Source organism: Bradyrhizobium sp. HKCCYLS1011 (genome assembly GCF_051167795.1).
GTDB lineage: Bacteria > Pseudomonadota > Alphaproteobacteria > Rhizobiales > Xanthobacteraceae > Bradyrhizobium.
This window is the reverse complement of sequence record NZ_JBNPTT010000011.1, coordinates 69,451-95,213: the sequence shown is the minus strand read 5'-3', so window position 1 is coordinate 95,213 and position 25,763 is coordinate 69,451. Positions and strand designations below refer to the sequence as shown.

Annotated in this window: 35 protein-coding genes and 1 tRNA gene; 5 read left to right on the top strand and 31 right to left on the bottom strand. The window is 60.3% G+C overall.

What is annotated here, in order from left to right; genetic code table 11:
- Window positions 1–30: 30 nt before the first annotated feature.
- From ACQR1W_RS31640 to ACQR1W_RS31575, 14 genes are all read right to left on the bottom strand, one after another.
- Window positions 31–402, bottom strand: a complete 372-nt coding sequence (locus tag ACQR1W_RS31640; RefSeq protein ID WP_434854444.1) for a hypothetical protein — start codon at window positions 400–402, stop codon at window positions 31–33.
- Window positions 399–773: a hypothetical protein gene (locus ACQR1W_RS31635; protein WP_434854443.1), complete on the bottom strand. Its 375-nt coding sequence runs from the start codon at window positions 771–773 to the stop codon at window positions 399–401. Before ACQR1W_RS31635 ends, ACQR1W_RS31640 begins: the two co-directional genes overlap by 4 nt.
- A 1-nt stretch (window position 774) precedes the next feature.
- On the bottom strand, window positions 775–984 hold the full coding sequence (locus ACQR1W_RS31630; RefSeq protein WP_434854442.1) for a hypothetical protein: 210 nt from the start codon (window positions 982–984) through the stop codon (window positions 775–777).
- Window positions 985–988: 4 nt separating this feature from the next.
- Window positions 989–1,411, bottom strand: a complete 423-nt coding sequence (locus ACQR1W_RS31625) for a DUF7717 family protein (protein WP_434854441.1) — start codon at window positions 1,409–1,411, stop codon at window positions 989–991.
- A 68-nt stretch (window positions 1,412–1,479) separates the two neighbouring features.
- On the bottom strand, window positions 1,480–1,878 hold the full coding sequence (locus ACQR1W_RS31620; protein WP_434854440.1) for a hypothetical protein: 399 nt from the start codon (window positions 1,876–1,878) through the stop codon (window positions 1,480–1,482).
- Between the two features lie 15 nt (window positions 1,879–1,893).
- Window positions 1,894–3,951, bottom strand: a complete 2,058-nt coding sequence (locus tag ACQR1W_RS31615) for a hypothetical protein (RefSeq protein WP_434854439.1) — start codon at window positions 3,949–3,951, stop codon at window positions 1,894–1,896.
- A gap of 8 nt (window positions 3,952–3,959) precedes the next feature.
- Window positions 3,960–4,424: a hypothetical protein gene (locus ACQR1W_RS31610; RefSeq protein ID WP_434854438.1), complete on the bottom strand. Its 465-nt coding sequence runs from the start codon at window positions 4,422–4,424 to the stop codon at window positions 3,960–3,962.
- A 19-nt stretch (window positions 4,425–4,443) separates the two neighbouring features.
- Window positions 4,444–6,573 carry an ATP-binding protein gene (locus tag ACQR1W_RS31605; protein ID WP_434854437.1) on the bottom strand — a complete coding sequence of 710 codons (2,130 nt, stop codon included), beginning with the start codon at window positions 6,571–6,573 and terminating at the stop codon, window positions 4,444–4,446.
- Between the two features lie 52 nt (window positions 6,574–6,625).
- Window positions 6,626–7,618 carry a M28 family peptidase gene (locus tag ACQR1W_RS31600; protein WP_434854436.1) on the bottom strand — a complete coding sequence of 331 codons (993 nt, stop codon included), beginning with the start codon at window positions 7,616–7,618 and terminating at the stop codon, window positions 6,626–6,628.
- Between the two features lie 15 nt (window positions 7,619–7,633).
- Entirely contained in the window at window positions 7,634–9,106 is a 1,473-nt protein-coding gene (locus ACQR1W_RS31595; RefSeq protein ID WP_434854435.1) for a hypothetical protein, read from the bottom strand.
- Window positions 9,107–9,804: 698 nt separating this feature from the next.
- A complete protein-coding gene (locus ACQR1W_RS31590; RefSeq protein WP_434854434.1) occupies window positions 9,805–10,179 on the bottom strand; it encodes a hypothetical protein in 375 nt (124 codons plus the stop codon).
- A 70-nt stretch (window positions 10,180–10,249) separates the two neighbouring features.
- Window positions 10,250–11,020 carry a hypothetical protein gene (locus ACQR1W_RS31585; RefSeq protein ID WP_434854433.1) on the bottom strand — a complete coding sequence of 257 codons (771 nt, stop codon included), beginning with the start codon at window positions 11,018–11,020 and terminating at the stop codon, window positions 10,250–10,252.
- A 99-nt stretch (window positions 11,021–11,119) separates the two neighbouring features.
- Window positions 11,120–11,539: a hypothetical protein gene (locus ACQR1W_RS31580; protein WP_434854432.1), complete on the bottom strand. Its 420-nt coding sequence runs from the start codon at window positions 11,537–11,539 to the stop codon at window positions 11,120–11,122.
- Entirely contained in the window at window positions 11,532–11,990 is a 459-nt protein-coding gene (locus ACQR1W_RS31575) for a hypothetical protein (RefSeq protein WP_434854431.1), read from the bottom strand. Before ACQR1W_RS31575 ends, ACQR1W_RS31580 begins: the two co-directional genes overlap by 8 nt.
- Window positions 11,991–12,087: 97 nt before the next feature.
- Between ACQR1W_RS31575 and ACQR1W_RS31570 the strand changes: the two genes are divergently transcribed.
- The 4 genes from ACQR1W_RS31570 (at window position 12,088) to ACQR1W_RS31555 (ending at window position 15,111) form a co-directional block, all read left to right on the top strand.
- Entirely contained in the window at window positions 12,088–12,537 is a 450-nt protein-coding gene (locus ACQR1W_RS31570; protein WP_434854430.1) for a hypothetical protein, read from the top strand.
- A gap of 574 nt (window positions 12,538–13,111) precedes the next feature.
- Complete coding sequence (locus ACQR1W_RS31565; RefSeq protein ID WP_434854429.1) at window positions 13,112–13,858, top strand: hypothetical protein; 747 nt, start codon at window positions 13,112–13,114, stop codon at window positions 13,856–13,858.
- Window positions 13,855–14,487: a HEAT repeat domain-containing protein gene (locus tag ACQR1W_RS31560; RefSeq protein ID WP_434854428.1), complete on the top strand. Its 633-nt coding sequence runs from the start codon at window positions 13,855–13,857 to the stop codon at window positions 14,485–14,487. Before ACQR1W_RS31565 ends, ACQR1W_RS31560 begins: the two co-directional genes overlap by 4 nt.
- 12 nt (window positions 14,488–14,499) lie before the next feature.
- Window positions 14,500–15,111 (top strand): hypothetical protein, encoded by a 612-nt coding sequence (locus tag ACQR1W_RS31555; protein ID WP_434854427.1) that lies wholly within the window; start codon window positions 14,500–14,502, stop codon window positions 15,109–15,111.
- 109 nt (window positions 15,112–15,220) lie between these two features.
- On the opposite strand, the gene ACQR1W_RS31550 is transcribed toward ACQR1W_RS31555, so the two are convergent.
- The 4 genes from ACQR1W_RS31550 to ACQR1W_RS31535 form a co-directional block, all read right to left on the bottom strand.
- Window positions 15,221–15,427, bottom strand: a complete 207-nt coding sequence (locus ACQR1W_RS31550) for a hypothetical protein (RefSeq protein WP_434854426.1) — start codon at window positions 15,425–15,427, stop codon at window positions 15,221–15,223.
- A gap of 94 nt (window positions 15,428–15,521) precedes the next feature.
- A complete protein-coding gene (locus ACQR1W_RS31545; protein WP_434854425.1) occupies window positions 15,522–15,836 on the bottom strand; it encodes a hypothetical protein in 315 nt (104 codons plus the stop codon).
- 120 nt (window positions 15,837–15,956) lie between these two features.
- Window positions 15,957–16,031: transfer RNA gene (locus ACQR1W_RS31540), tRNA-Glu, on the bottom strand.
- A gap of 231 nt (window positions 16,032–16,262) precedes the next feature.
- Window positions 16,263–16,853, bottom strand: coding sequence for a hypothetical protein (locus ACQR1W_RS31535; protein ID WP_434854424.1), 591 nt, complete (start codon window positions 16,851–16,853; stop codon window positions 16,263–16,265).
- A 448-nt stretch (window positions 16,854–17,301) separates the two neighbouring features.
- Here ACQR1W_RS31535 and ACQR1W_RS31530 point away from each other — a divergent pair, with 448 nt between their 5' ends.
- Complete coding sequence (locus tag ACQR1W_RS31530) at window positions 17,302–18,339, top strand: hypothetical protein (RefSeq protein WP_434854423.1); 1,038 nt, start codon at window positions 17,302–17,304, stop codon at window positions 18,337–18,339.
- Between the two features lie 913 nt (window positions 18,340–19,252).
- On the opposite strand, the gene ACQR1W_RS31525 is transcribed toward ACQR1W_RS31530, so the two are convergent.
- From ACQR1W_RS31525 to ACQR1W_RS31465, 13 genes are all read right to left on the bottom strand, one after another.
- Window positions 19,253–19,444 (bottom strand): hypothetical protein, encoded by a 192-nt coding sequence (locus ACQR1W_RS31525; protein WP_434854422.1) that lies wholly within the window; start codon window positions 19,442–19,444, stop codon window positions 19,253–19,255.
- Window positions 19,441–19,965, bottom strand: a complete 525-nt coding sequence (locus ACQR1W_RS31520; RefSeq protein WP_434854421.1) for a hypothetical protein — start codon at window positions 19,963–19,965, stop codon at window positions 19,441–19,443. The genes ACQR1W_RS31525 and ACQR1W_RS31520 overlap by 4 nt, the downstream gene beginning before the upstream one ends.
- Window positions 19,966–19,975: 10 nt before the next feature.
- Window positions 19,976–20,158, bottom strand: coding sequence for a hypothetical protein (locus ACQR1W_RS31515; protein WP_434854420.1), 183 nt, complete (start codon window positions 20,156–20,158; stop codon window positions 19,976–19,978).
- Window positions 20,145–20,390: a hypothetical protein gene (locus tag ACQR1W_RS31510; RefSeq protein WP_434854419.1), complete on the bottom strand. Its 246-nt coding sequence runs from the start codon at window positions 20,388–20,390 to the stop codon at window positions 20,145–20,147. Before ACQR1W_RS31510 ends, ACQR1W_RS31515 begins: the two co-directional genes overlap by 14 nt.
- Window positions 20,387–20,509, bottom strand: coding sequence for a hypothetical protein (locus ACQR1W_RS31505; protein ID WP_434854418.1), 123 nt, complete (start codon window positions 20,507–20,509; stop codon window positions 20,387–20,389). The genes ACQR1W_RS31510 and ACQR1W_RS31505 overlap by 4 nt, the downstream gene beginning before the upstream one ends.
- Window positions 20,510–20,685: 176 nt before the next feature.
- Window positions 20,686–20,856, bottom strand: coding sequence for a hypothetical protein (locus tag ACQR1W_RS31500; RefSeq protein ID WP_434854417.1), 171 nt, complete (start codon window positions 20,854–20,856; stop codon window positions 20,686–20,688).
- Window positions 20,857–21,374: 518 nt separating this feature from the next.
- The gene (locus ACQR1W_RS31495) at window positions 21,375–21,668 is read right to left on the bottom strand and encodes a hypothetical protein (protein WP_434854416.1); all 294 of its coding nucleotides are present in this window, start codon (window positions 21,666–21,668) and stop codon (window positions 21,375–21,377) included.
- A 91-nt stretch (window positions 21,669–21,759) separates the two neighbouring features.
- Window positions 21,760–22,002, bottom strand: a complete 243-nt coding sequence (locus ACQR1W_RS31490) for a hypothetical protein (RefSeq protein WP_434854415.1) — start codon at window positions 22,000–22,002, stop codon at window positions 21,760–21,762.
- 16 nt (window positions 22,003–22,018) lie between these two features.
- Window positions 22,019–22,216, bottom strand: a complete 198-nt coding sequence (locus tag ACQR1W_RS31485; RefSeq protein ID WP_434854414.1) for a hypothetical protein — start codon at window positions 22,214–22,216, stop codon at window positions 22,019–22,021.
- Window positions 22,213–22,689: a hypothetical protein gene (locus tag ACQR1W_RS31480; protein ID WP_434854413.1), complete on the bottom strand. Its 477-nt coding sequence runs from the start codon at window positions 22,687–22,689 to the stop codon at window positions 22,213–22,215. Before ACQR1W_RS31480 ends, ACQR1W_RS31485 begins: the two co-directional genes overlap by 4 nt.
- Window positions 22,690–22,884: 195 nt before the next feature.
- Complete coding sequence (locus ACQR1W_RS31475) at window positions 22,885–23,670, bottom strand: hypothetical protein (protein WP_434854412.1); 786 nt, start codon at window positions 23,668–23,670, stop codon at window positions 22,885–22,887.
- Between the two features lie 614 nt (window positions 23,671–24,284).
- Window positions 24,285–24,656 (bottom strand): hypothetical protein, encoded by a 372-nt coding sequence (locus ACQR1W_RS31470; protein ID WP_434854411.1) that lies wholly within the window; start codon window positions 24,654–24,656, stop codon window positions 24,285–24,287.
- Window positions 24,657–25,221: 565 nt separating this feature from the next.
- Window positions 25,222–25,743: a hypothetical protein gene (locus tag ACQR1W_RS31465; protein ID WP_434854410.1), complete on the bottom strand. Its 522-nt coding sequence runs from the start codon at window positions 25,741–25,743 to the stop codon at window positions 25,222–25,224.
- Window positions 25,744–25,763 lie beyond the last annotated feature (20 nt).

Sequence of the window (25,763 nt, the reverse complement as noted above, 5' to 3'; positions counted from 1 at the left end):
TATTAGCATTCATACAAATGAAAAAGCAAATCAAGCGCCGGCTTTCTGCTCCTGTTGCTCCTTCGCGCGGAGCGTCAGGAGGGCGGCAACGATGCGCCTGGCATTCTCCTCGCTGCGCGGCTTGGCGATCACTTTGCGGTCCTCGAAGATGATCCAGCAGTTGTCGTAGATGTCTTGGATCGCAAACACGTCGCCGTGCTCGGCGAAGAAGGCGGTCTTGGCTTCCGGCGTCACGTGCTGGGTCTGGATCATCCCGTAGCAGTGCGGGTCGAGGAATCCCTTCTCGATAAGGCTTCGCGTCGACGGGAAGTGGCCCTTGCGTAGGTAGATGGTCTCGCTGACGCTCTGCGAGATGGCCCGCGCCATGATCCGGTTCTGCAGGTCAGTGAATGTCTTGCTCACAGGAAAACCCTTCCGATGAATGGACGGCGAGCGGAGATGTCTCCCATCTGGCCGTAGGTGGTGAAGGACAGGTGGACGCCGAGCAACTTCAGTTTCCTGCAGAACGCAAAGTCGCAGGCCTCCGGGTAGAGGCGCTTGTTCGGCGAAAGCGAGCTGGCAAGCAGCTTGTCGCCGCAGTCGTGAAACTCGGCCCGGCCGTTGTCGCCCATGTAGATGGCGTGATGCAGCCAGCCGTCTAGCTGGTAGACGTGCCAGGACAATCGGTCGACGTTGTACCCATAGAGCAGGGTGCGGGCTGGTCCGCCGATCGGACCGATCATGGCCGGCTTCTGTTCGACAGATCGAAGGGCGTTGAGCTGTTCTTCCGTCATATCAGTCCTCGTCCGTCAGCTCTTCGCCGCATTCCGCGCAGGTGTAGTTCTCACCGCCGTAGGGCGGGTGGTCGTCGTCATAGCCGAAGCAATTTCCACGTCCGTCCGGGCCGTCGCCCAGGTTGCCATAGCGCTCCTGTGCCTCATCCTCGTCGGGAGCACAGCGCTTGCAGAAGTCGATCGGGTCGCTGCATGAAGTGTAAATTCGCATCGGATCACCTCAGGTAGGCAGGGCCATACGGACCCATTTTGGCCAGGCCGTTGTGCTCATCGAAGATGTTGCCGCGGGCGTGTTTTGCGGGCTTGTCCCAGCTCGCAGCCTTCAGGACATCACCGGTTGTCTTGTCGACGAAGCAGTGAACGCCGGTCCCCTGGATGATCTTCCAACGCTTGTTCAGCTCCACGATGTGCCATGTGTAGGGTGGAATCGACGAGTAGTTCGCAGCGCGGTGTTCCTCGGAAATCCGCTGGCAACCTTGGTAGAAGATGTCGAGCGCCTCGCGGAATGTCGCGCGGGTGAGATGCCCTTTGCCGTCGCAGCGCCAGTCCGTCACATGGCCATCCCTGACCATGCAGCCGGTGTAGAAGCCAGGCGATTCCACCGCGGCGCAAAGCGTGCATTTTGCCGTCTCTGGCATCGGAGTCCCCATGTGTGTTTGCATTCAAGCAAGTGGGCGGACAGCCGAAGCCATCCGCCCGATGCCGGCTACAGGCTTTCGGCCAGAGCCCGCAGCTCCTCGACCGACTTGCCCTTCAGCGAGTCGTCCTCCTTCTCGGCGATCAGCTGCAGCAGGCGCTGCTTCTTCGTCGCGTTGTCGCGAGCAGCAACGGCGGCAGCGTTCTCGTCCTGCTTGGTCTCGATGACGAAGCGCAGGATGTCGAAGCGCAGCTGGTCGGTCTGGTCGATCTCCTTGGTCGGCTGCTTGACGAACGACAGGCCGGAGACCTTGTCGAGCCGCCCCTTCACCTCCAGGGCGATGTCGGCGAGGTTTAGCTTGCGGTCGCTGGAGATCGGCAGATCCCAGAGATCTTCGGCCGAGAGCGGCCCCTTCGAGGTGTCGAAGCGGAGCTTCATCCGCGACGCTTTCAAGAACAAATCAGACATTCCAGTCTCCTTCGGTTAGAACACGACCTTGACGGTCCGGGTGAAATTGCCCTTCACTTTGGCGAGGATCTCGTTGCGCTGGGTGCTGGAGAATCCGAGGCCGCTGATCTGGTGGTTCGACTCTGCGGTCTTCATTTTCGAGCCGACGATCTCGATCACTTTCCGATGCTTGTTGAGATCCTCACGGAGGAACTCGTTGTAGAAGCCGCGCGCCTGTCCGTCGTTCAGGCAGCCTTCGAGCATGAAGAAGTAGTGCTTGTTGCCGACGCCGTGCCCGTCCCAATAGTTAGGTGACAGCATCATCAGGTTGACCGGATGGAAGGTCTGCGTCTGCAGATTCCATGCGCTCTTGGTCGACTGCGAGGTCTGGCGCATGTTCAGGATCTTGAACTGCCCCTTGTTCAGCTCGATCTGGGCGAGAGTGACCCACTCCTTGTGCTTGAGCGGAGCCTGGTGCTCGAACTCGTAGATATTGCCGCCAAACTCGATCTCGGCGCTGAAGCCGGCTTCGGTCGGCTGCCGCAGCTGCCAGTTGTGGATCTTGAAGGTGTAGATCCCCTCCGGCATCTTGTTGAGGTTCGGGAACGTGATGTTCTCGACCGGCACGTAGTTCGGGGGAGCGGGGTTGACGTAGTCGACGTCCTGCCTGCCGCCCGACATGTGGTCGTTGCGGTTGTTCCAGCCGACGCGGCGACCGCGGGGATAGCGGTCGTGACAACCGTCCTGATGCTCAGATCCCGGCATGAACACATGCAGGTCCATCAGGCTGGCATTGCGGCCCAGATGGTTCCACATATGGGTGAACCGTAGCACGCCGTCGACGCGGCCTCCGCGCTCCTGCACCTTCTGGCGCATGGAGTCGGCGACATCGCCGTTGTAGGACCAGGAGAAGTTGTTGTCCCACTTGAACAGCGACGCCGCGCCGGGATCGACCGGGGCGATTAGGCTGACCAGGTTGGAGATGTGCTTGTTCTCGAACATAACCTCGATTGAATCCGCGTTGGGAACGATCTGGTTGATGAAGTTCTCGATCGACACCTCCTCGACCTTGTCGAGCTTCCTGGTGCTGGTCTTGACGGGTATGGAGTCGAACACATCGCCTTCGAGAACGTTGCGGGTGGCGCGGTTGGCGAAGATGATGTTGTTGACAGTGATGTCGGACTGATGGGCGTAGCGGCGCTCCAGTGCGCCGGTCAGGCCCAGCTCGGTGATCGTGGCCTTGGCCTTCTCGACCATTGCCTTGGTGACCAGCGCAGTCGGCCGCTTGTAGTTTTGCGGCGCCACCGTGGCCTCGAACTTGCCCACCGCGACGTCGAGATCCATGTTCTCTGACAGGTTGGTGAGCAGGGTACCGATCGAGGTGTTGCGGATGCTGGTCACAGAGCCTGGATTGGCCTTCACAGCCAGCCAGACGAACGGGTCGCGCTCAGCTGCTGGCAGCTTGTCGAACGCCACCTTGGCCTTCCTGAAGGCCTCCACGGCGAACTTGTGCTCGTTGCCGCGGTAGAGGGAGTTTTGGCTGATCAGCTCCAGGACGGTGTCCACAGCGTCGAGCGACAGCTCGTTCAGGGCACGCTGGAACACGTCGTGCGCCGAGCGGATCTCAGACCGCTTGGTGGCGATCTTGTCCTTGCGCATAACCCGGCCGGCCGGCAGGTGCAGGTGGAAGTGCTCCCAGGTCTGGACCTTGCCGAGCACGTCCTCGAAGTTCTTGTCGGTTCCGACCTGGGCCTCGTAGTGGAAAAACTCGTCGGCGATCGCTCGGGACTTCACGAGCTGGGACATCGCGTCGGCCACGGCCTGGTAGGCCGGATCGGATACCTTGCCGTCCCAGATCGAGACCAGCTTGCCGCCCTCGATCGAGACCACGTTTCCGACCGCGCGGATGAACTGACGGCAGCAGCTGCAGTCGTGCTCGGTGCGCTCGCGGAACATGGGATTGGTGCCCGCCGGGAAGCTTCCCAGGTAGGTGTCCCACAGCTCGTCCTTCTCGACCGCAGTGCAGAACAGCTGGGCATCACCCATCTTCTTGAACTGCGCCGATACGGCGTGCTTGAGCAGAGAGAAGTCCATGTGGTTTCTCATTCCTTGATGATCTCGATGATGGAGGTGTTGGCGACGAAGCCGAAGAAATCCTCGTCGCTTTCGACGTAGACGCGCTTGTCGGCATCGGCATTGTCGACATCGCCGACCGTGTAGATGCCATCAGGCGCATCGGGATCGCCCTGGACGCGAACCCGGTCTCCCGGGTTCACGAGCAGGACTTTCATCGCATCCGGAGCCGCCTGAGCCTTGTGCTCCCACGCCTCCGAGAGCTTCTCGCCGTTGAGGAATAGGCCGTCCTCATTGAGGACGACTGCTCCATCGGTGGCCGCTTCGACCGCCACCCGAACGTCAGCGAGATGCACGAGCTTGTCCGCGTTGGCCTCGCCGGCCTGCAGCAGCTCCTTGATCTCGCCGAACTTCGGATGGTCATGGGCCAGGACCCACGGTCGGCCCTGGGCGATGAACGTGATCGAAGTGTCAGTGATGATGCTTGGGATCATGACGGTTTCCGTTTGCGTTTCAGGCAGCCTCGTCCAGATCCTCCTCGTCGAAGGCTTCCTTACCCTCGACGATGACGACCTCTTGCTTCGACGGCGCGAGCTTCGCGTACTCCTCGCTGTCAACGAGGAGGCTCAGATAGTGCGACATCTGACGCTGGGCTTCGGCGTCGACGTTGTAGTATCCGGCGCGATTGATGATCTGCCGGAGCAGCGGGTACTTGCGGCAGAGCGAGGCGTACTCGCATTCCACCGCAACCACCGGATCGTCCGCTTTCTTCACCTCGACGGAGATGCCGAGGCGCTTCAGGGCGGCATGGGCGATGTCGGACGGCGACGTCTCCCGGCTGCCGCGGTTGGAGATCATCGACTGGACTTGGCGCAGCTTGATCATGAACTGCCGGAAATCGTCCGGCATCCGGCGATCACCGTTCGGACGGACCCTGGCCCAGACCGAAAGGTTGCTGTCGAGCGAGGTGCGGTTGTCCTTGTCGGTGACGTGCTCCGGATCGACCTTCGCCTTCAGATCGGCGACGATGTCCAGCTCCGACCAGTTCTCCGGCATCTCCGCGTCCTGACCCTTGATCAGGAACACCTGACCGACTTCCAGGATGCCGAGCCGCACGCAGTCTGCGACGACGCTGTCGAGGTCGTAGAGGCTGATCGAGCGACCGCTGACGTAGAAGTAGCTGTCGTTGCGGCGACGACGGCCATAGCCACCGGCATAGGACTCCTCGATGTACTCGCCGCCGTCAGCCAGATCGACGTCCTGCGTCACCTTCTGCAGGCCGCTCGTGCCGACCACCAGGGTGCGGCGCTTGCGGACCGTCTTGCCGCGACGCTTCTCGACCGGTACCTTGAAGCTGTCGAGATCGACAACGTTCTCGGGATTGCCGAGGCGCGCGAGCGTGGCCTCGCGGTTGATGCGCTTGCAGCGGACCCAGAGCACCTTCTTGCCGATCAGCTCGGCCATCGTGAAGCGGCTGAACGAGTAGCTCGGGTTGTGCTCGATGATGATGGTGGCGTCAGCAGCCCAGGACGAGCGGACCTCAGCGTCCTCGAACTTGTCGAATGTCCGCCATCCGTCGCCCAGCTTCGCCGTCTTGAAGTCCTGCTTGAGAATGTGTTGGTGCAGCTTGAGATCGTTCCACTTGATCTGGTTGCGCAGCGCCTCCAGACGGGACATGCCCAGCTCTTCCTGCTCGGCCTCGAATACCTTGCAGGCCTCGAACAGCGACTTGGCGGCGCCGACCTTCGCCTTCACCTGGTTGATGAAGTTTTGCTCGAAGGAGGCGACAAGGCTCTTCAGCGTGGCCTTGGTGTTCTCGTCGTAGGCCAGCTCCTCGCGGGACAGCGTGACCTTCAGCGAGCCGATCGGCGCGTCGAACAGCACGGTGTCGTCGTGATGCAGGAAACCGGTGGTCTCGATCTGGCGCAGATCGATGGGATACATGACGCAGCCCATGCGAACCTGCGGACCGGAGAACGGCACGGTCTCGTCCTTGTACCAGGTCCAGCCATCGCCGGACGACGAGGCCTCGGCCTCCTTCCACTGCGGCGCCGGGCTGATCTTCGGCCGCGGATTGAACGACCACAGGATCTGGTGGGCACGGCTGTTGAAGCTGTGGACGTCCTCGCGGCGAACCGGGAACGACACGTCCATGCCGGGCGGCTCGTTGCTCGGCATCTCGGCCAGGAGACGCATCTTCGGCTTGCCGTCCGACGCCAGGGACAGCACATAGGCCCGCATCATGCCGCCGTGGTAGGACGTTACGTTATAGGAGCCGGCGCCGTCAGCACCGATCAGATAGGCGAACGGGCTCTTGGAGCCGAGACCCCAGCCGCCGACCTGCTCGTTGTCTTTGCGCTTGGTCGACGCATAGAGGCGAGCGTAGACGTTCTTCATGTCGTCGGGCGGCATGCCGGGACCATAGTCGCGGACCCGGAACACCGGGTTCAGTCCGGTCGGAAGATGGACCTCGAAGTTGCCGCGGGACACGTCCCAGGCGTTGGTCGACAGCTCGCGTATCGGGTAGCCGATCTTGTCCTTCGCCAGACCGGAGATCTGCGCATAGAAGGCGATCGCGTTCGCCTCGAAGGCGATGTCGATCTCGTCTTGCACACCGGAGGCGACGTCGACGTGATCCTTCATTCCAAGCTTCATGGCGTGGTCTTTCTGCTTTTCAGTGGTGACTGGGGTTGGCTCAGGAGGCGAACTTGAACTCGTCCTGGTCTTCGAACAGGTCGGCGATCGAGGGCGTGTGACCCTGGTCGATGTCCGGCTTCCGGTTCTGGAACTCGATGATCGACTTCACCTCCTTGAAGGAGAGGCCGACCTCGTCCTGCAGGAAGCGAGCGATTGGACCCGGGTTCGCGTAGACCAGGTCGTAGACCGTCGAGGGCAGCTTGCGCCGGTAGTTGGACAGCTTGCCGAGCACGGAGCCCGGCAGCTCGAACTTCTTCGGATCGCGCTCGACCACGAACTTGCTCTGGTCAATCTTGACCATGTGATCGCGCAGCTTGATCAGATGACCGACGTCCAGCTTTTCGATCGGCTGATGCTCGTTGTAGAAGCCGACCGAGAGGTTGCTGCACTCCGGCACCAGGGGCATGTACTGCTTGGTGTCGGTGACGAAGCCGCCGTCGTCCAGCTTGTAGCCCTCGGGCAGCTGGGCGGCGATTGACTTGCCGAAAGCATCCGAGCAGCACCGCGAGCCCTGGTGGGTGATCACGGAGTCCAGACGGCGGCGATCGAAGGCGACCGCGACCTGGATGCCGCTGAGGAACTCCGGAGCCTTCTCGGCGATCGCGCTGGAGCCGATGCAGCCGATCTCCTCGGCAGCATGGAAGACGTAGAGCCCAGGCACCTTGGCCTGGATCATCTCCATCATGATCCACACGCCGGCCGCACAGTCCGCGCCGAGGCAGTTCGACTTGGACTTCTCCGGCAGCCGCAGGTACTTGCCATCGTAGTGGACCTTCTGGTAGCCGCTCTTGTGGTGGACGCTGTCGGTGTGCGACGACCACAGGACAGTAGGGCTCTCCTCACCTACGATGAGGAAGAGGTTGTCGAACTTGTCCTTCTTCACGCCGAGAGGCTTCAGGAAGCGGTCGATGAACTCCGCCTCCGTCTGCGATCCTGCCGGCCTGCGGAACGTCAGCATGCTGGTGATGGTTTCGAGGTCTTTGTTGCTCATTGCCTTGCTTTCTGATTAGGCGACGCGACGGCGGATCACACGGCCATCGACCATGAGTTCATTCACGTAGTGGGGTTCTGGGTTGCGGGGCTCCGGCAAGCGAGATTCCAGCAGCTCGCGGACGCTGATCTCGTTGAGCGTTGTCGGACCGGAGATGGTGACATTGACCGGGATTTGTTCGTACTCATCGACCCAGACCCTGTCGGCCTTCATCCCGAGATATGGCCGGCGAAACTCTGCCTCACGGAATGCACGCTCCTTCTCCCGCCGTGCCCAATGGCGAGAGACCATCTTGCCTTCGTGCTCGACGAGATCGGACTTCCTGCAGGGCTTGTTGGTGGCCTCGCAGGTGGCGCCGTCCTGATCGAACGCCTTCTTGGAGACGTAGAGGTTGCCGCCGTAGCGACCGGCATCAGGGATGGTGACCTTGTATTTTGCCTCGTCGGCCCAATACTCGTCTGACCATTCGCAGCGGAAGGCGTAGCTCTCGATAGCTCCTGCGGACCAGTGCTGTTCGACACCATGGACGAACTTGAACGACCGCTTGCTGTAGTAGCGCAGCATCTTCGGACACCAACGCTGGATCTCCGCGTAGCCGTTGGTGCCTCCGCTCTTGACCATGTCGGGATGGTCCTTGGCGTGAACAGGGGGCTCTGACTCAGCGGTGACCCAGTGATCGCCGGCATCAAGGCAAACCTTGAGATCGTCGAAGTAGGGCATGACCGCGTAGTTCTCTTCCCCGTTCAGGAAGACCTTGAGCATCCTGGCTCCGACGAAGGTGGCGCCGTTGCCGTCGACGGAATGATCGTCGCGCGGCGTCTCGAAGCCCTCGTCCGTCAGAGCTTTTTCCAGGCGCTCGACGTCGCCATAGCAGCGTCCGAAGATCTGCTTGTCGGGCCAGCAGACGGCGCGGGACTGGATGCGACCACGGTTGTTCACCGTGTAGGCGACAGCCAGGTCGCCGGCTCCGTAAACCGAGGTGGGCCAGACCGGCGTCGAGAAGGTGTGGTCGCCGTCCATGCAGGACTCGGGGCCAGTCTTGTAGACCCGAGTGATCTCGTCAGGAGTGGTCGCAAACTGGACCTCGCCGGTCGGATCGACCGTCGCGATCAGCTTGCGCCGCCTAGAGTCTGAGATCTTGTGATCTTCGTAATATCGGCTGATGTACCGGCCAGGAGTGACGCGGGTATACCGGTCGAGGACGCCTTCTTCCTCGCTCGCCACGAACGAGATCATGCCGGGGTAGTTGATCGGGTCGATGTGGGCGAAGTGATCCGCGATCGGTGGCAGGTCCCACTTTTCCGGCAGTGGCTTCAGCGTGCCCAGCTCGATCGCCTCGGCGAGCGCCCTGCGATGGCGTTCCCGCCAGTCACCGGCCTGGCTCATGCGCCGGGGCTGGACCCGGCAACCGATCAGATCGCCGACACGCTTGGCCTCCTTGGCGGCCACGCTGCCCTGCGGGTAGGGACCGTAGTCCGGCAGCGGCACGTCAATGCACTTGCCGGGTTCGTTCGGATCCGGCTCAAGCCGGACGAGGTAGAAGGACATGCAGATCTCCGGTTTGCATACGAATTGCATTCAGGCAAACGTGCGGACGCACGTCTGCCGGCGAGAGGTCCTCTCCCGTTGCTGGTTTGCATTCAAGCAAACGAAAGAGCAGGCGGAAAGTTGGGCGCTGGGCGCCTCTTCTTATGGTCTATCCCTTGCGCGATATCGAATAATGGTCACGGGCAACGCCTCCTGTTGTTGCGGTGTGGAGTTGTCGTTGTCCGAGCCGGTCTATCTCGTGAATGAAAAAGGCGGACTCGCCGAGCGAGACCGCCTGTCCTGTTGTGACGCATGACCTGTACTTTCTACTCTTCTCCGCCCGTCCTAGAAGAGTTATCACTGTGGTTGTATTCCCTCTGTTTCCGCGTTTTCAGTCACCGATCGTGCAGATGCCTCACGGTCGGCTTACGTCCTTCCCTCCTCTATTCGTCTTTCCAGTTGATGACCAATTCGCCGCCGAAGAAATCGACGGCCTTGGCAATGTGCTTCATCACCGGGAGTCGGCGCTTCGCCTTTGACCCCAGGCAATAACTTGAGAAGTAGTGCCCCGTCTTCAGCTCACGATCGAGATCACGAACCGCGATGTCGTCTTCCTCGCAGCGCTGCCTGATCGGGGGCTGCCAGGATGATGGTGCGCTTCATGCCGCCACCTTGTTTTCGTGCCGGTAGAATTGCGGCTTCGGCGCCTCGTACCAGAACATCACACGAGGCGGCTCCTCGAACGCGACGACGACGACCGGCGCGTTTTGCTTGTAGCGCCGCTCTGCCTTGCGCAGAGTCCGGCCGCTCTCACGGGCGGTGTCGGCGATCAGCAGCTTGAACTGCTCCGGACAGCGTGCGCCATAAGGAATGAACGGGATGCCGAGGATGTGCGAGGCGTAGACCGCGGCGACAGCGCCTGAGCGGCCAGGGCCGGTCACGGCACCGACGTTGGACAGATCGGCCTCGGCGAGTGCCGCCTTGAAGCGGGCGGCGAAAGACGGTTCGTCGATAATGCGGGTCGGCTCTTTCATGCGACTGCCCTGTTCTTGATGGTGTCGGAAGGAAAGGTGCCCGCCCTCCGAAGAGAGCGGGCGTGTCGCGTCAGTAGTTGGGGCTGATGTTCTTGTTCAGCGCCCAGTACGGCTCCTCCTGGCCGTTGTCGGCCTTGATGAAGAGCTGCTTGTGCGACGGGTGGTGGCGGGTCTTGATGACGGTGCAGGTGCGCGAGCCGCGGTTGCGGCGGTACGAGCGGACCTTGTCGCCGGCCTTCAGCGTCATGCCGTTGATGTATTTCGGGCCGGCATCCACCGTCTCGCCTTCGTCCTCGTCCTCTTCATCGGAGACGACGACAGGCGGGATCTCCTGCTTGATGGCAGGGATCGTGACCGGCAGCGTCGCGAAGAACGATCCGTTGTGGCGGAAGGCGTCGAACACCGCTGCCGCAGTGTCGTACAGCACCTCGCCGGCTCCGAACGACCGTCCATGCTTGAAGATGGCGACGAACTTCGTCTGTTCGATCGCAGGCGCGACGTTCTCGACCTTCAGCTCGCCATCGAGGCTGTCGCCATCGGTGTCGAACTGGGTGACAACCTCCTCGCTGCCGTCGTGCGAGACGACGACAACCGGGTAGCTGTTGCCGGCCAGGACAGTCAGGATCTTGGCGTTGGTATGCCGGACGTCCTCGGCGTTGGCGTCGAACACCTCGAATGGCTTGTTGAAGTCGACGTTTCCGACCGGATAGCTGGTCTCCGGAGCGGTGGCTGGCGATGTGGTGGTGATGACGCCGACATCCATCGCCTGAACGACTGCAGCGGACTCCGAAACGTCAGCAGCGGACGGGTCGAAGGTGGTCTCTCCCATGGTGGGATCCATTCAGTCTCTCCTTTGTGGTGGTTGGTGCGTGCCGTGCATTCCCACCTCCGTCAGAGGGCGGCGCGCTTGCTCAACGGGGGTGTTCGTATTTGCTTGATTTCAAGCAAACGGCCAGACGGAATACTCGCCGGCCGGGCCGTGCAGATCGACGCGGCACAGCTTGTCTTCCTCGTCGCGGATCAGGCTGCTCTCATCCATGCCCTCGACGTCGTAATCCATGACCTTGACGACGACGCTGTCAGGCACCTGGGTGATGACGGCCAGACCTTCCTTGACCTGGACGATCACCAGGTTGTCCGGGGTCGGCGCGTTGATGATGTCCCAGATGGAGCTGTGATCGGGACCGCGCAGCGACTTAGGATACCGGCCGTCCTCTTCGCGATATCCGAGCCGCTCGATGCCGTCGAAGCTGATCGCGAACAACAGGGGGCCGCAATCCGGGCCGTTCCAGTAGCCGCGGCCGATCAGCCTGGCAGGGCGACCCTCGCGGGTCTGCATAGGCTTGCTGAAATCAAGCATCTTCGCGAACCTCGTGGGCCTGGTCGACACCGCAAGCGTGTGGCCAGTTGGGTTCTCCGGTGGCGAGGAAGCTGTCGATCGCCATCAGGGCGGCGCCCGGCGTGATGTCGTCGTAGGTCATGCCGTCGAGATCATCGAGGGGAGGGTAGAATAGGAACTGCAAGCGATAGCTGCGCTCGTCCTTGACGTACCGCGAACCGCTCTGGCTCTGGGTCGCGCCGTCCCGGTGCATGATGGCCCAGATCCACCCACCAATGCAGGCAGTGGTGCCACACTCGCGATCGTCGAACAGGCAGTTCATGTTGAAGCCGTTCGGCCTATCGAAATCCTGGTTCCAGTCGTGATGGAAAGCGTTGTTGGCGAACAGCTCACGGACTTCGAGCAGCGCCCGATGCTCGGCCGGCTTGACCCCAAGAGCCTCGGCGGACATCACGGGTCTTCTGTCGGTCATCTATCCCTCCTGTCGTGGGTGTGATCTGGATAATTTGCATTCGATCTCGACGCAAGCAAAATTTGCATTCAAGCGCACAAGACCCCATACTGGGGCGATGGGGAAATCTGAAATCGTAAACGGTCTGCCCTGGTTCGCGACGAAACCGGAGCGTGAGATCTTCGCAAAGCTTGGCCTGTGCTCCGTCTACGCGGTGGGGCCGGATGGCGGCCGGCCGCTGCGGATCGGAGTCTCAGCGAACCTGCAGAGCAGCCTGAAGACCATGCAGCTCGGCTGCTGGAAGGAGCTGCAGGTCCATCACATCATCTGGGTGGATGGCGAGCTGCTCGCCAACCGGATCGCAGGTGACGTCTGTGACGTGTTCGACAAGGGCAAGCGGCGCCTCGCCGGCAGCTGGTTCGATGTCACGACGGAGTTTGCCGTGCAGGCCGTGCGCCTCGCCACGAACAGGTCCCGAATCAGGTTCCTGTCGCATGGCGAGATGCTGGAGCATGTGCGCTCGGTGCGGAAGCGGAAGATCGAGGAGGCGATCAGGCGCGCTGGATAATCGGACTGTCGTCCTTCACCCAGCATGGTAAACCTCAGCACATTGGATGCCATCGTATCGAGCGAGGATCGCAGCTTTGCCTCAGGCTCGAGCCGCTCGCGTTCGGCGATCTGCTTACGAAGCGTTTCCAGGTGCGTCTGCATGTCCTCCATGGTGACCCCTCCGTTGGGATGGGATGGTTCCCGGCGAGGTTCCAGCGCAAGCTTCAGCCGCCGGAAGCAACGCGCCGCCGGACCGGATGAGGCCGCAGCGCAATGGGCCGCGTCTCCGAGTTGGCTTCTTTACAGGGTAAGAGGCCCTAAGCGCGCGAGCGGGAGCTTGAGCGTGCAACAAAACGAGAACGGGGTGCATTTTTGGTCGGCGTGCTCGGCCGCTTTTGAGGTCACTGCCGCCGCAGCGGGGCGGCAAGCCCAATCTATCCGATTGCTTGGTCGGGGCCAGGTATCGGCTTGACGAGGCGCCTCTGATGTTGGCACGCTGGCGTTAACTCCATCTTAACGTCTCATGAGCCTTTAATTTAGGAAAAGAATGCATAGGTCCAATGATTTAGCTTGGCTAGCAGTCTGAGGGATGTATGCAGTCTGAACTCGCGAATTGGAATGCCGAGAGCTTTCGGTTAACCTTGTTCGATGTGGCCGATTGGATACAGCGCCCGATCTTCGCCGAGATCGCGGCTTCTCCCCCGGCCCAGATCAACGCGCAGCCGCCGATCCAATTCTACCAAGAAACCGGTAATCTATTCGATGCGTATCTTTCCGTAACGCAACAAGGCAACCGGGTTGATGTGTCGCTCAGCGATGAACCGACCCGGAATACCATTGATCCGTCAACGCCTGGATATCGCCCGCTCTACTATGTTGGCCCCTACCAAAGCAGTCTCGCTTATTTCGATCAGATCTGTGATAGGACAACCAATGTATTTAAAAGGGCCGCGAGATTGGCCTACGCGATCACGCTAATTCGACAGACGTCAAATATGCCCGAGGCCATGAGCATACTGCGGGGCTATCTGCCGACCATTGATTTCGATCCTCAGACAGATCGCGACCTCGCGTTCCAAATCAACCGGCCCACCCACGATCGGGCAGGTAAGCTCATAAACCGGTTGGCAAGATGGGAAACCGTTCAGCTTGCAAAGATCAGGGTGATGGCCGCAACTGTACCGACCGTGGCTCCGGGAGAGACAACGTTCGCGGCCCGAGCATACGTGGACGTCAACACGGATGCTGAGAACACCGTTCCCCTTGGTGATCTGCCCGAACTTATCCGGGACTTGCGAGCGCAGGCGGTCCATATGATAGAACATGGAGACACGAAATGACGCTTCCATCAACGATCATGACCTTTTCGGTTGCGGCAAACGTTGGAAGTCCGACCGTCGGGAGTGTTGCCATTTCCAATGGAAGCGTCTCGGCGTTCGCTACATCTCATTGGAGCTCGTATACCGGCTGCGATCTGGTTGCCAACGTGGACAACTACCCCGTTGCGTCGCCAGCATACACCTTTGCCACTTCATACAATCAAGCGTTGAAAATACTTGGCGCACAGTGCAACAGAGTGCACAGCTACATCCATGGGCAATTGGAGAGCGTCGACCGTTCCGACGATGATCAGAACGAAATGATTGTCGATAAGATCGCGAGGGTCATTGATTTGATAGGCGAGCCCGCGTCGTGCACCGCGGTGTTTGAGGCGGAGCTGTTGAAGAACAACCCGAACGTGTTCGAGCCTCTGGTGCTCGCGATCGGAACTGCGCGCAACAAGGAATCCGAAGCTGATCGAGTCCAGGCGTTACGCCGCTATGCCAACGATTCCAACAATCGCGTCAAACGAGCGGCCGTGCGGGCACTGGGGCGAATGGATGCACCGGCAGCGCGAATGGCTCTGAATGACATCAATCGGAACGGGACCGGCGAAGTAGCGCAACTCGCCGCCGCGATGCTCAGATGATTTTTGCTGCTGATGGCTCTTCTCGCGCGAAAAAGTACGGGCGTTATTTGGGATAGCGTAACAGACCAGACGCCCGAAGATCTTGATTTTCCAGCTGATGTTTTGGCCGATCTCCTAGAGGGAGGGAACGAAATATCTGTGTGGGAAGTCGCCGACCGTGATGGTCCCGAAATGGACCGAGTCGCCGCGGCGCTCCACTCCCCGAACGCGCAGAACCTCTCGGAGATGACCTTTCGCTTTATTAGCGAATGGCGTTTGAATAATTTGGGCCTGGAGAAGAACAAAGAGGTCGGCACCACAGTGGACACGGTGTTGAACAAAGCCGGCAAGCACTGGGTAATCAAGATCACCAAGATCGGCGACGCAATCAAACTGGCCAAAGCTCTCAAGGACCCCAACCAGCCGGTCCGGTTTTACTCTCGGGAGCAGGTGATGCGGTGCTTTGCGGAGTCGCTAGAGGCGAAGAGGATTGGGACGGAGAAGATCACAACTGGGCTCTGGCAGAAGCTCCTCAATGAAGGTCATCTGCAAGTCGTAGCGGCGCCACCGATTGTCACGCCCTCCGGCGATAGGGCCGAGAGTTCGCCGGCGCCTCCAACAGAATCTGCTGAAAACAAGCCGTGAACGATTGTGCTGCCGCCAAGGCGGCTAAGAAGCAATCGCCTCCTAGGCAAGTCTAGGGGTCCGTTTCGCTGCGGCGATTAGTATTCATACGGTGTACTCGAATAGCAGTTCATAGTGCATCGGACGGCCTTTCGTTGTCGTTGTTGGGGGGCTGGATGGCGGGGAGCCTGAGCGCGGGGACTCGGACGCTCAGCTGCATCGGTTCGGTCCGCGCGCAGCCCGACACGTCCCAGTGCATGTGGTTCCGCTGGAACCTGCAGACCACAAAGGTCTGGAAGGGAAGGTGATACTCGGGGCCGGTGACGAACACGAACATTTGCTTTCTCCCGCTCCTAGTTTGCATCGCAATTCATGCAAACGTCAAGTCGTCAGGAGGAGCCAAAGCCCCTCCTGATGTTGTAATCATCCGATCAGCGAGCCGAGTCGCTGAAGATGTACCAGGTCGACGGATCGCTCTCGACGACCGTGCTCTTCGCATAGGACACGGGCGAGAAGTTGTGCGACGGCCGGCTGTCGACCGAACCAGCGCCGATGCTCGGCCAGGTCCTGATGTCGCTCTCGACGACGGTCGACGGCGCCGTGATGTCGAGGTGCAGGTTGCCGGTGCCGACCTGTCCAGTGGCCGAGTTGTAGGTCGTGTAGTCGCCGGCAGCTGCCGGCGAAGCCATGACGGACAGCACAGCGAGCACGGTGGCAGCGGCAATGAAGGCGAACTTCTTGATCATGTAGCAGACTCCTTTGAATGAAGCCGGAGGTTGTCCGGCAGAGCAACGCATGTCGCTCCGTTCTGCGCTCCGGTGATGAAGCGCAGGGCGGAAGGTCAGCGATGTCGGTGGTGGGGGTGATGGCGCTCCCGGAAGGAATCGAACCTTCCCTTCCGCCTTGAGAGGGCGGTGTCCTTGCCGATAGACGACGGGAGCTTGCTCAGAGGAGAAGCGGGAGACGAACGTCAGCGCACGAACAAGGGACGATCAACAAGCAACAAACCACAAGCTACGATCGCTCATAAAACCGGACGATTGACGAAGCTCCACACGATGGGGAGCGGGTTCAGCCGGGTAACGAGGAGCGTTGCGACCTCGGGGTGAGGGCGTTTGCCAATGATGATCTATCGATCAGGTGTGCCTTCTGTCAGTCTCCCGCTCATCGCGTCAGATGAGGCCTTGCTGCCGGAGCAGGTTCGCGTCACCTTCAGCGATTTCGAGATGCACCGAGGAGTTCAGCCCGGTGCGATTATCCTCGATCGCTTCGAGCGATCGCTTGGTTTCGAGGTAGCCCTCGGCCGCCTTCTTCTGCAGCTCAGGCAGCACGACCGACACGTTGACCGCGCGGCTCGCACCGCCGTAGCCGGCGCGCTCCGGGTTCTGCAGCGCCTGCAGGCTGTAGCCCAACTCGGCCTTCAGCTGCTCCTCGGACGGCGTGGTGCCCGCGGCCATGAGCTTCTTCAGGATTGCCATGACCCGGGTGTGGTGAGCCGCCTGGGCGAGGGCATTCTCGATGCCCTGCTCGACGTTGGCGCGTGCGATGCCGACCCGCAGGTTCGCCAGCACCACCGAGAGCGCCATGTAGATGTCGATCTTCTCCGTCAGTGCCCGGGTGCCAGGCGCCAGTACCGTCGACGGATCATCGACGTTCTGCTGGATCAGCAGCGAGAGACTGACGTTGCTCGGCAGCTCGATCTTCGCGAGCACCGCCTCCAGCTCCTTGCGGAGCTTCAGCGCCCGTTTCAATGAGATTTTCATTCCGTCCTCTGTTTGCATCATATTTGCATTCAAGCAAAGCAAAAGTCAACAAATGTCGTCAACGGAGCGATCGACAGCTCGGTTGGTGACCGATTGTCTCGCTGCCGCCGCAATCGCACTCGGCTGCGTTTTCAAATCGCACCTCGGCGTCCCTGATCTTGAGCAGGGCGAGATCGAGCTTGTCGCGCAACTCGCGAGCCTGGATCGGACTGAGCGGGCCACAGAACTTCGCGCGCCCATCGGGCCGTAGATCGACAGGATGATCCGGTCGTTCTCGTCCTTGTCGTAGCGCCAGCCGGAGCTGAAGCCGCCAAAAGACTCACGAGTCGCCATCTTCGTGGCCCTAGTCTCGGCGCCCCCGGCCAGGGCAGGTGGTGTCTTTGCTTAGCCAAGGTGTGCCTCGTTCCACCGCTCGCTCGCGACATATGGTCGTGGAACGGTTTGGGCGATGGAGCCTGTCAGTTTCCATGGCAGACTCCGGCATGACCGGGCAGGATTTCTTGATGCCGAAGTTGCTGACGATCGGCAGCGTTTTGGCGAGTTTTTGCGAACGGAAGAGGCGAACGCCCCTTGGCGTCACTACCGCTTTGGTTGTAGGCTCGATAGTAGTAGATCGCGCGAGCTGAAACTCTTTTCTAAAAGGCTTCGCAATATGGGTATTGCCGACGCGCTGAGAATTGTTGTCGAGACATTCCGAAACCCTTTAGGGACATCCGTTATTTCCGAAAGTGGTGAAAGTGCAACGCGCACCTACACCAACCGCGGTATCGTCTATGGAGACGTATACGTCGCACACTCGGCCGGATCGGTCATGGCCGCCGGCCGTGCAAGCGGCACTACTATCACCGTCGGCCCGGATCCAGACCAAGAAAGCAGGGTGGCCGAACTAGCCGCCGAACTGAAGGCACTTCATCAGTATGCGATGAAGGTTCAGGCGAGCGACGACGAACCTGACAAGGACGTCGATATCGGTAGGATCGTGGCGGCTGAAATGGCCGCGCAGCAAGGCGATTTGAGGTCGGCACTTCGCAATCTGCAAGGAGTGGGTAGGTGGGTTGTTGACCTCGCCAAAACGATCGGCGCGAGTGCGGTCGTCCGCGCTATAGAAACCCAGGTTGAGTTTGACCAGCGCGAACAAACTGTTCGCGAGCAGACGAATGCCCCGCAAATCCAGGAGAATCGGCCGCCTAAGCGGGAGGATGAACCTTATATTCCTTCGCCCAGGAAGGCCAAGCCTCCGACTAAACGTAAGGAAAGCGCAGACAAGCCAGCGCCAAGAACGATAGTAATATCCTCCCACTTTAAATTGGTTTTTCTTTCGATCCTCGCGATAACCTTACTATCTGGAACGGTTCAAACGCTATTGGCCTTCGCCTGGCCAGATCCGACTAAGCCACAGCAGGAGGTGTTTGAAGCAATGGGTTTCGCATGGAAACTCTGCCTCGGATCGATGGTAGGCTTGCTGGGAGGCAAGGCTATCAAGTAGCCGAGGGCCCCTCCTCTTAGGTGAACCCAGAAAGTAGTGCGGGGCCCGCGCTGTGCGCCAGGTACAAGTCGCGATAGAGATGGTTGGTGCCACGCAGTAGGGCTACGCATCATCGGATGCTCCTCAAGAACTGCACCAGCGGATTGGTTTGCCCGCCGCTGGTCGGGCTATGGGTCCGGTCGCTCCCGGCTTCACCGGTCAGTACTCAGCTTCGTTTCGAGCCCTTCTGTTCCGGCGCGGTCTTCAGGATGCATTGCGCGATCCCGAGCAAGTAACCGTATGGCTTCTTGCGCTTGCTTGGCTTAGGCTTGCGTTTGGTAGCCACTATTCCTCATCTAAAATCTCCAGCGGATTGACCGTGCCGCTGGTCACGCGAATGGGTCCGGTCGCTCCCGGCTTCACCGGTCTTGCAGTCGCACTTTCGTTCCAGGATTCACGGTGGGGCGATTACTTCTTCATGGCTTATCTCCGTCGTCGTTGCTGAAACTCGGGACCCTCGCCTTGCGCTTCTTGTTCGGCACAATGCGAGGCTTGTACTTGCGCGTCCGCAGATCACGAGCGATCGGCGAGCGCCGGACCGTCTTGCGTTTCTTCATGGTCTCGGACTCGATGAATTGGATGGCCGGATAGCGCCGGCCTCGCCACAGCGTTTGGGTCGCAGCAACCAAATACGCTCCCGATTTCTCCGGGGTCGCGAACTTCCTACGTCTTGCTCGGGTGGCCATCCTCGCCAGGCGCACGGCTTAAGCGCCTCTAGCTAGGCCGTTTGATGAGAGCCGTTGCGGATTTCCCCTGCCTTTGTGTGCAGACCGCTTTACTGCACACCGGGGACCTCGTTGTCGCCGGCCGAAGAGCAGGCGAAAGATCGCGTCAATGATCAGCGCGAGGATCGCCAGAGGACCTGGTAATCCGATCATGCCTCTCCAATGTATTGGCGGATGCCAGCCCGCAGCTGCTCATCCGTCGCGCCCTCATCGATCAGCTTCTCGGCATGGGCGTAGATGCGCGGGATAGCGAGCACGGACAGCATCATCCCCGTGATCGCCCGCTGGATGCGATCGGCTTCGGCCTTCTTCTGCTTGGCGGTTTTGCGCTTGATGCTCATGCCTCCGGCTCCATCAGCTGTTGCAGGAGCTGGTCATCAGCAGCAGTGAAGGTTTCAGGCGCGGCAGCCGGGATCTTGGCGCGCACTAGGTCGACCGCTGCAGGCGATAGGCCGCGATCGATCGCGAGATTGTTCAGCCTGTTCGCCAGGGCCATATAGTTCCAGATCCGCCAAGGCCGGCTTCTTTCAGCCCAGCAGAGGATGTGATCGTCGTGAATGTCCTGGAGTTCGCCCAGGAGCTTGATCCTGCCAGCGAACCAGTGTGGAAGCACACGCGAGAAGGCGCGCAACACCGAACTGATGGACGTGCCATTTTCCAGGTTATCCATCCTGCGGTCATAGACCTCATCCGGGATGAAATGGCCGGCCACGCAACACCCGCCGCGGTCGTTCCGGTACAGGCATGCGTTGTTGCCGAACCCGCGGTCATTCGTCGATGGACCGGGGGAGGTGGCGAAGTATCTGCAGGCCTCGTCGAAGACTTCCTGCTCGGTCGGCGTGTGATCGAAGACGTGCGGCATCGGTCAGGCCTCAGTGTGTGGTGTTGCGATGGATGATCCGGCGAGCCTCGCGCTTGTCGGCGCAGGTGAGGCATTCGCCAGCGTGATATCTGCGGACCAGCTCGGCCTCGTATGCGGCGGAGCGGGCTTCCGGTGTTGGCCCGGGAGAGAGCACGCGCTCAATCTCCCGGACCAGCTGGTTATTCGTTGGCATGGGCATCCTCCCGTGGCGTGTGCAGCTCGCAGTCTTTCAGCCCGAGCTTCGTTTCGACGCAATGGATGGTGATCCAGCGCTGGGCGCCTTCGACGCGGCCTTCCATCTGGTCGCGGAACCAGACGTGCATGTTGGCCGGCAGCGGCGTGAGCACGGTGCAGAGGCGGTAGTGCTTGGCGTGATCAGGGTTTGCAGGAACCTTGAGATGGCCGCAGGTGTCGCAAACTTTCATGTCAGCACCACCAGGATGGCTGCGAGTTTCGTCAGGCCGGCCGCGGCAGCTGCCACACCGGCTAATGGCCCTAGGGTGATTGCCCCTATCAGGAACGCGGCACACAGGATCTTGGACACGTCCGATCTCCATTGGCATGAGCATTTGCACTAAGACGAAAGCAAATGCAAGAGCAAACTTCCGCCATGATTGTGTGAGAGAAAGAAGCTTCGGACGGGTGCGATTCCAGGTCAGGAAATTCGCTCAAAAATGGTCCGAAAAACCCCCCAGAAATTCCCGCGAGGGAATTTCGGCCTCATTTTCCGAAGGCCGCCTGAAGGTAGTCGATCGCCATTCGGACGAGACCGGCAGAGGCGTTACCGGACCCCAGGAGGTAGGCAACCTCGTTCAGTGCATAGCACTGCTGGAGGGTCTTGCCGGGGACGAAACGCAACTCCTGATAGAGCTGCTGAAGCATGTCGAGCATGATTGGCTCCGTGCGTTACAGTTGACGAAACTTCCAAGAAACAGCGGGAAATCCAGGAGCCGCCCGATCGAGGGCCGCCGGACATGCACACCCTCAAGAGAGCGCACACACAGGGGATGGAGCAGAAGCAGGAGAGGGAGCAGAGACAGGGCGAACAGGAGGGAGGAGGCTAACCACCCAATTGGACCCCATGGTCTCGACGATCACAGACAGCCGGCATTTGCCTGCAAATTGCAGACAGAGCGCACGGTCCGTCGATCGCAAACTTCCGTCGCCATAAAAGGCAAATTTGCATTTTCACGCCTCAACACAACGCGCAAGACACAAGATCTAGTGTGCTGAGGGGTCAAAATGGTGCCAAAACCGGGTGTGAGACCCCATTTTCGAGGTCTCAGGCACCAGATGTTGTGTTCACCACGAAATTCCGCCTGTAGTCCAGCCGGCGATGGCGCAGCTGATGAGGATGACGACGCTCCAGAAGGGGTCGACGCGGTACGAGAATAGACCCATGGGACACGTCAGGCCGCGAAGATGTCGGGAGTTGCTTCGGGCTCCTCGTAGGCGCCGTCCACGGTGACCTCGACCAGGTGAAATCCGTGATCGCTGTGGAAGCCCTTGCCGTTGGCGAAGGGTCGACCTTGCGCATAGCGGTTCTGGTAGTAGGCCAGCCACTCTTCAGCCTCGATGCGATCAACGTCACAGGAGAGCATGATGCGGCCGGACATGTCGCGGACATTGAAGAGGCCGGGGATGGGCGGCTCTTCGCCGGATATGAGTTTGATCCAGTCGATGTTGGAGGGCATGATGGTCATGGGTGCGTGTCCATGTTGAAGGCATGACGAAAAACGCGCCGCAGATGTGCGACGCGCTGGTCAGATCAGGGGATGATGAGGGGAGGGGCGCCTACGGGCGCAGGATCCGATCCAGGATGCCCAGGAGCGCGACACTGGCACCGATCATGGTGCCGAGGCGGACAGTCAGGCGCAGCACCGCGTTGTCGATGGCGGTGGTCAGGTCGGTCTTTGTCACCAGCTCGCTCATGACGAAGTCCCGTGCGGCTTCAGCGTGGGCGTCTGCCTGGGGGCGTGGCACGCCACCTTCCTGCAGGCGCTTCGAGTAGCCGAGCGTATCAAAGGCGAAGGCCATAGTCATTCCTCATCTTTCACCATTTCAGGGGTCGGTTCTGCTCGATCAGGTCGTCGATGAGGAGGACGCACTGGTCCCCTCGCTCGTCCTTCTCGAGTGCGGTTTGGAACTCAGCCGCGTAGGCCCGCTTCTGTTTGCGGGTGAGGCGGCAGCGGATGTGGCGACCGAGCCGGGATAGCCGGCGGGACGCCTCCTCGAAGCGCGGATGCATCATCGGAAGCCAGATCCCGTGATGGTGATCCGTTTCGAGAACGGGTTGATGGTGATGGTCGCGGTGTCGCGGCCACGGCCATCGGTGACGTGCAGCGTGCGGTGCCGGCGCAGATCGTCCGGCAGGATGCAATCGCGTTCGGCACGGTCGGCAGCCTTGCGCTTGCGAGGCGCTTCACGGCGGATGCGCGAGGCAGGGGCGGGCGAGTAGATCGATTTCGGCTCGTACTGGCCGGTCTTGCCCAGGCGATCGGGGATCTCGTTGTGGTCCCACTCGTTGCAGAAGCGATCGAAGGTGGCCTTCTCCTCGGCTGCCTTCAGCTCGGCTTTCGTGGGCAGGCGCGGACCCGGTGCGGGGGCGTAGTTCGCGGCCAGCCAGTCGCGATCGCGGTCAAGGGCTCGCTCATAGGCGGCTTCGCGCTCGGCTCTGTCGACGATTTGGCGCGCAGTGGGGCGTTCGATGAAGCGCTTGCCCATCGTGAGGTCTCCAGAATTTGAGGGTGGGGGTCGCTCTGGCGAGAGCGGGAAAATTTCCAAATCCGGCCAGCTCGCGCTTGTTGTCAGCGCCGGCCCCTGCCGGAAAAATTCAAAAAAAGGTCGCACCGAAACCCCGCCCGGTGGTGCCGGGCAGGGTCTGGTCTACTCCGCGGGATTTGTGATCGCCTTGGCCGCTTATGCGGCCTTGGCTTCTGCCGGGATCAGCGTCGGAGCTTCGTTCGAAGCAGTGGCTTCGAAAATCGACTCGATGCTTTCGTCGGTTGCGGCGCGCTTCGCCACGATTTCGTTGAGGCGCCGGATCAGAACTGAAAGCTCCCCGTCCGTCATGCCGTCCGCCCGCTTGCAGATGGACTCGATTGCGTCAACCTGCTTCACCGGCTTGTCGACCGAAAGCGCCGCCGTCATCTTGGCGAATGACGCGCCATAGGTCCGCTTGACGAAATCCGTGAAGTTTTGAACCAAGGCTTCGCCCGACGCGCCAGCCTTCTGCTTTGCCAGCATGTCCCGGATGACGTCCGCATGATTGGTACAGACGTCCGTCATCAGGCGGAAAGACCACGTGCGAAGCTTCTGCAGCCCTTCGTTCAGCTTGGCGTCTTCCGGCTTGGCGAATTGCGTTTTCACGCTCTTGCCGCCGTCGATATATTCGGAAACCGCAGCCTCGCGCTGTTTCTTGTCGCGGATTGCCATGAAGCCGGAAACCAAATGGTCCGTATCGCGCCAAACCGGGTTGCCCTTGCTGGCGAAGTATTTCAGAAACCCGCGGAAAACCTTTTTGTTTTCCTTGTCATCGATTCCCTTGTCGGTTTCTGCCAGTTCCACTTGCTTGTTTGCCATGACAAGCGCCAGCGAAACGGTTCCAGTGAACGCGGCGGCGTCATCCGCCTTGACGGCCTTGACAGCCGCATCAAGAACGATTTGGCCAAGTGAACGGGCAGGGGTAGCGTTTGCGGTAGTCATTTCGGTTTCCTTTCTCTCAAATGCCGTTTCCGGTAGGGGCCGGAAAATTTCGAGGTTTAGGCAAAGGTCTCCCGTTCTCTGCGAAGAGGTTTTCGCTGAGTTCACACGACTCGCATGCGAGTCCTATGGGAGTCCTAGCTCAGTCCGTTTCGAAATCTCCGTTTGTCTAGTTCGTTTGCATTTGCACGAATTACAATAAAGCAAACGGAGTCTAGCTCAAGTGGAAATTTGCATTTTACGATCACAAGATCTTGATGCAAACGCACCTTGACATAGTGTTCCCTCCGTGCAGCAGCGGAGTGCTGATTTTCAGAATTTTTTATTCGGAAAGGGGGCTGGCATGGCCATGACCTTCAAACTTCGCGCAGCCAAAAGACGGACTTACGCCACCCCTCGACCTGGCTCAGATCGCCATCTCAACAAGCAGCGAACGGCGTCCAGGAGCTGGCTGGACATGATCTGGGGGTGTGATGCACCTCCACGGCCTTCTCTGGCCATTTGCACGAGGGGGGTGGCCTGCAAAACGACCCCACCCCTTTCGGGAGGTCATGCGCGGCTCGCGGCGCCCCTAAAAGCCCATTTCCGGCGAGCGCTTCGCGCTAATCTCTACAGTCTCAGGCGGCCTGGGCCTGGCCGTTGTCGTTGGCGGCGGCCCGGTGATGGTCGGCGACCCTCATGCACATCTCGACGAAGTAGTCCTGGTCGAAGTCGAGCTTCATGTGGTTCAGATCTTTGTGGATCCACTGCACATTGCCGGCCGCGTAGCCCTTGCTGCTGTCGATCCCGCCCTGAGCGGCGTCGAGATCATCCTCGCTGTCAGCGGCAACGACAACGGCACGGCCTCGCTCGACCCGCTCCTCGAAGGCCGCACAGTAGCGCTCGTACTTGGCTTTGCGCTCCGCCTTCTCGCGACTGACCTCCTCGCCGCGTGCCTTGCGACTGGCACCGCATCCATCACAGAGCGGCAGCGGGCCGACGCCACGCATCGCCCCTTCTGGCGCTTGAACAGGCCAAGCGCCTGATCCTTGGTGATCGAAACCTCGATGTCTCGGCTTCGAGCGCCGCGGAGGATCTTGTTCCAGCGGCTGTTCAGCAGCAGGTCGCCGGCCAGGATCCGCTTCTTGCGATCAGCTCGAAGCAGCCAAGACGGCTCCAGCCATTGCTCGCCGCCACACTCGTTGCCACCGGCAGAGCCACGGAATGGCACTCGAACGGCGTCGCTCGGTGCCGCGCTGAACCGCAGTCCAGTTGCCGAAAACCCTATTGGTGATGTCGTGAGCTGGTCGGCCTGACTTTCTGGGCGGAAGTCCGAGTTTGTCCCGCTCGCGTCGGCGAGCATTCTTCAGGCTGGCCTTGGTGGTCGCGTAGACCGTCGTGTCATCCTTCCTCGGGCGTCCTCTCGGGCGCTTCGGCAGCGATGTCTCGGTCTGCAGTTCCATGGACATTGCGTTAGCATTAATGCAAACGAAATGCAAAAATCAGGTTGCGGCCTGATAAAAGACCCTACTCCTTTCGGGAGGTTCACTGCGGCGCTTGGCGGGCTGCCCCGGATTATTTCTTGACCGTTTTGCCGCCCAACAAACCCAAGATAGCTCCGAGGCCCGCTTTGAACGCCCAGTCCGCGCTCGACGTGACCGACTGCTGCAATGAGGTCAAAGTGCCGGTCCAAAAAATCGCCATGAAGATCTCGGCGACGAAGCCGAACACCGTGATCGCGAAAACTGCGCCGAAAATCAGCGTAAATCCCGCCGATACCGCAATGGCACCTGGAGATTTGGTTGGATCTGAAGCCGCAGCGGTCGTCCTCCGGCGGCCAACAGATTCGGGTTTTTGCGCAGTTTGGGATGACGGCGCATCGTCTCCGAGACTCGTCCTGTTTTGGATAAGCACCGAGTCCGGGTCTAAGAACGAGTTCGGGTCTAAGGGCGGGACGACCACGAAGTCGTGCCCCAACGATGTAAGTGAGCTTGCGGCAACAATCGCTGTGTTCACAACAGGGCTGGCACTTCCTTCGACCACCTTGATGTGACCGGTGTCAGCATGCAGCCGGTAGTGCCTTTTCGCGTCGTCCATGTCTAGCCTTAGGTCCAGGG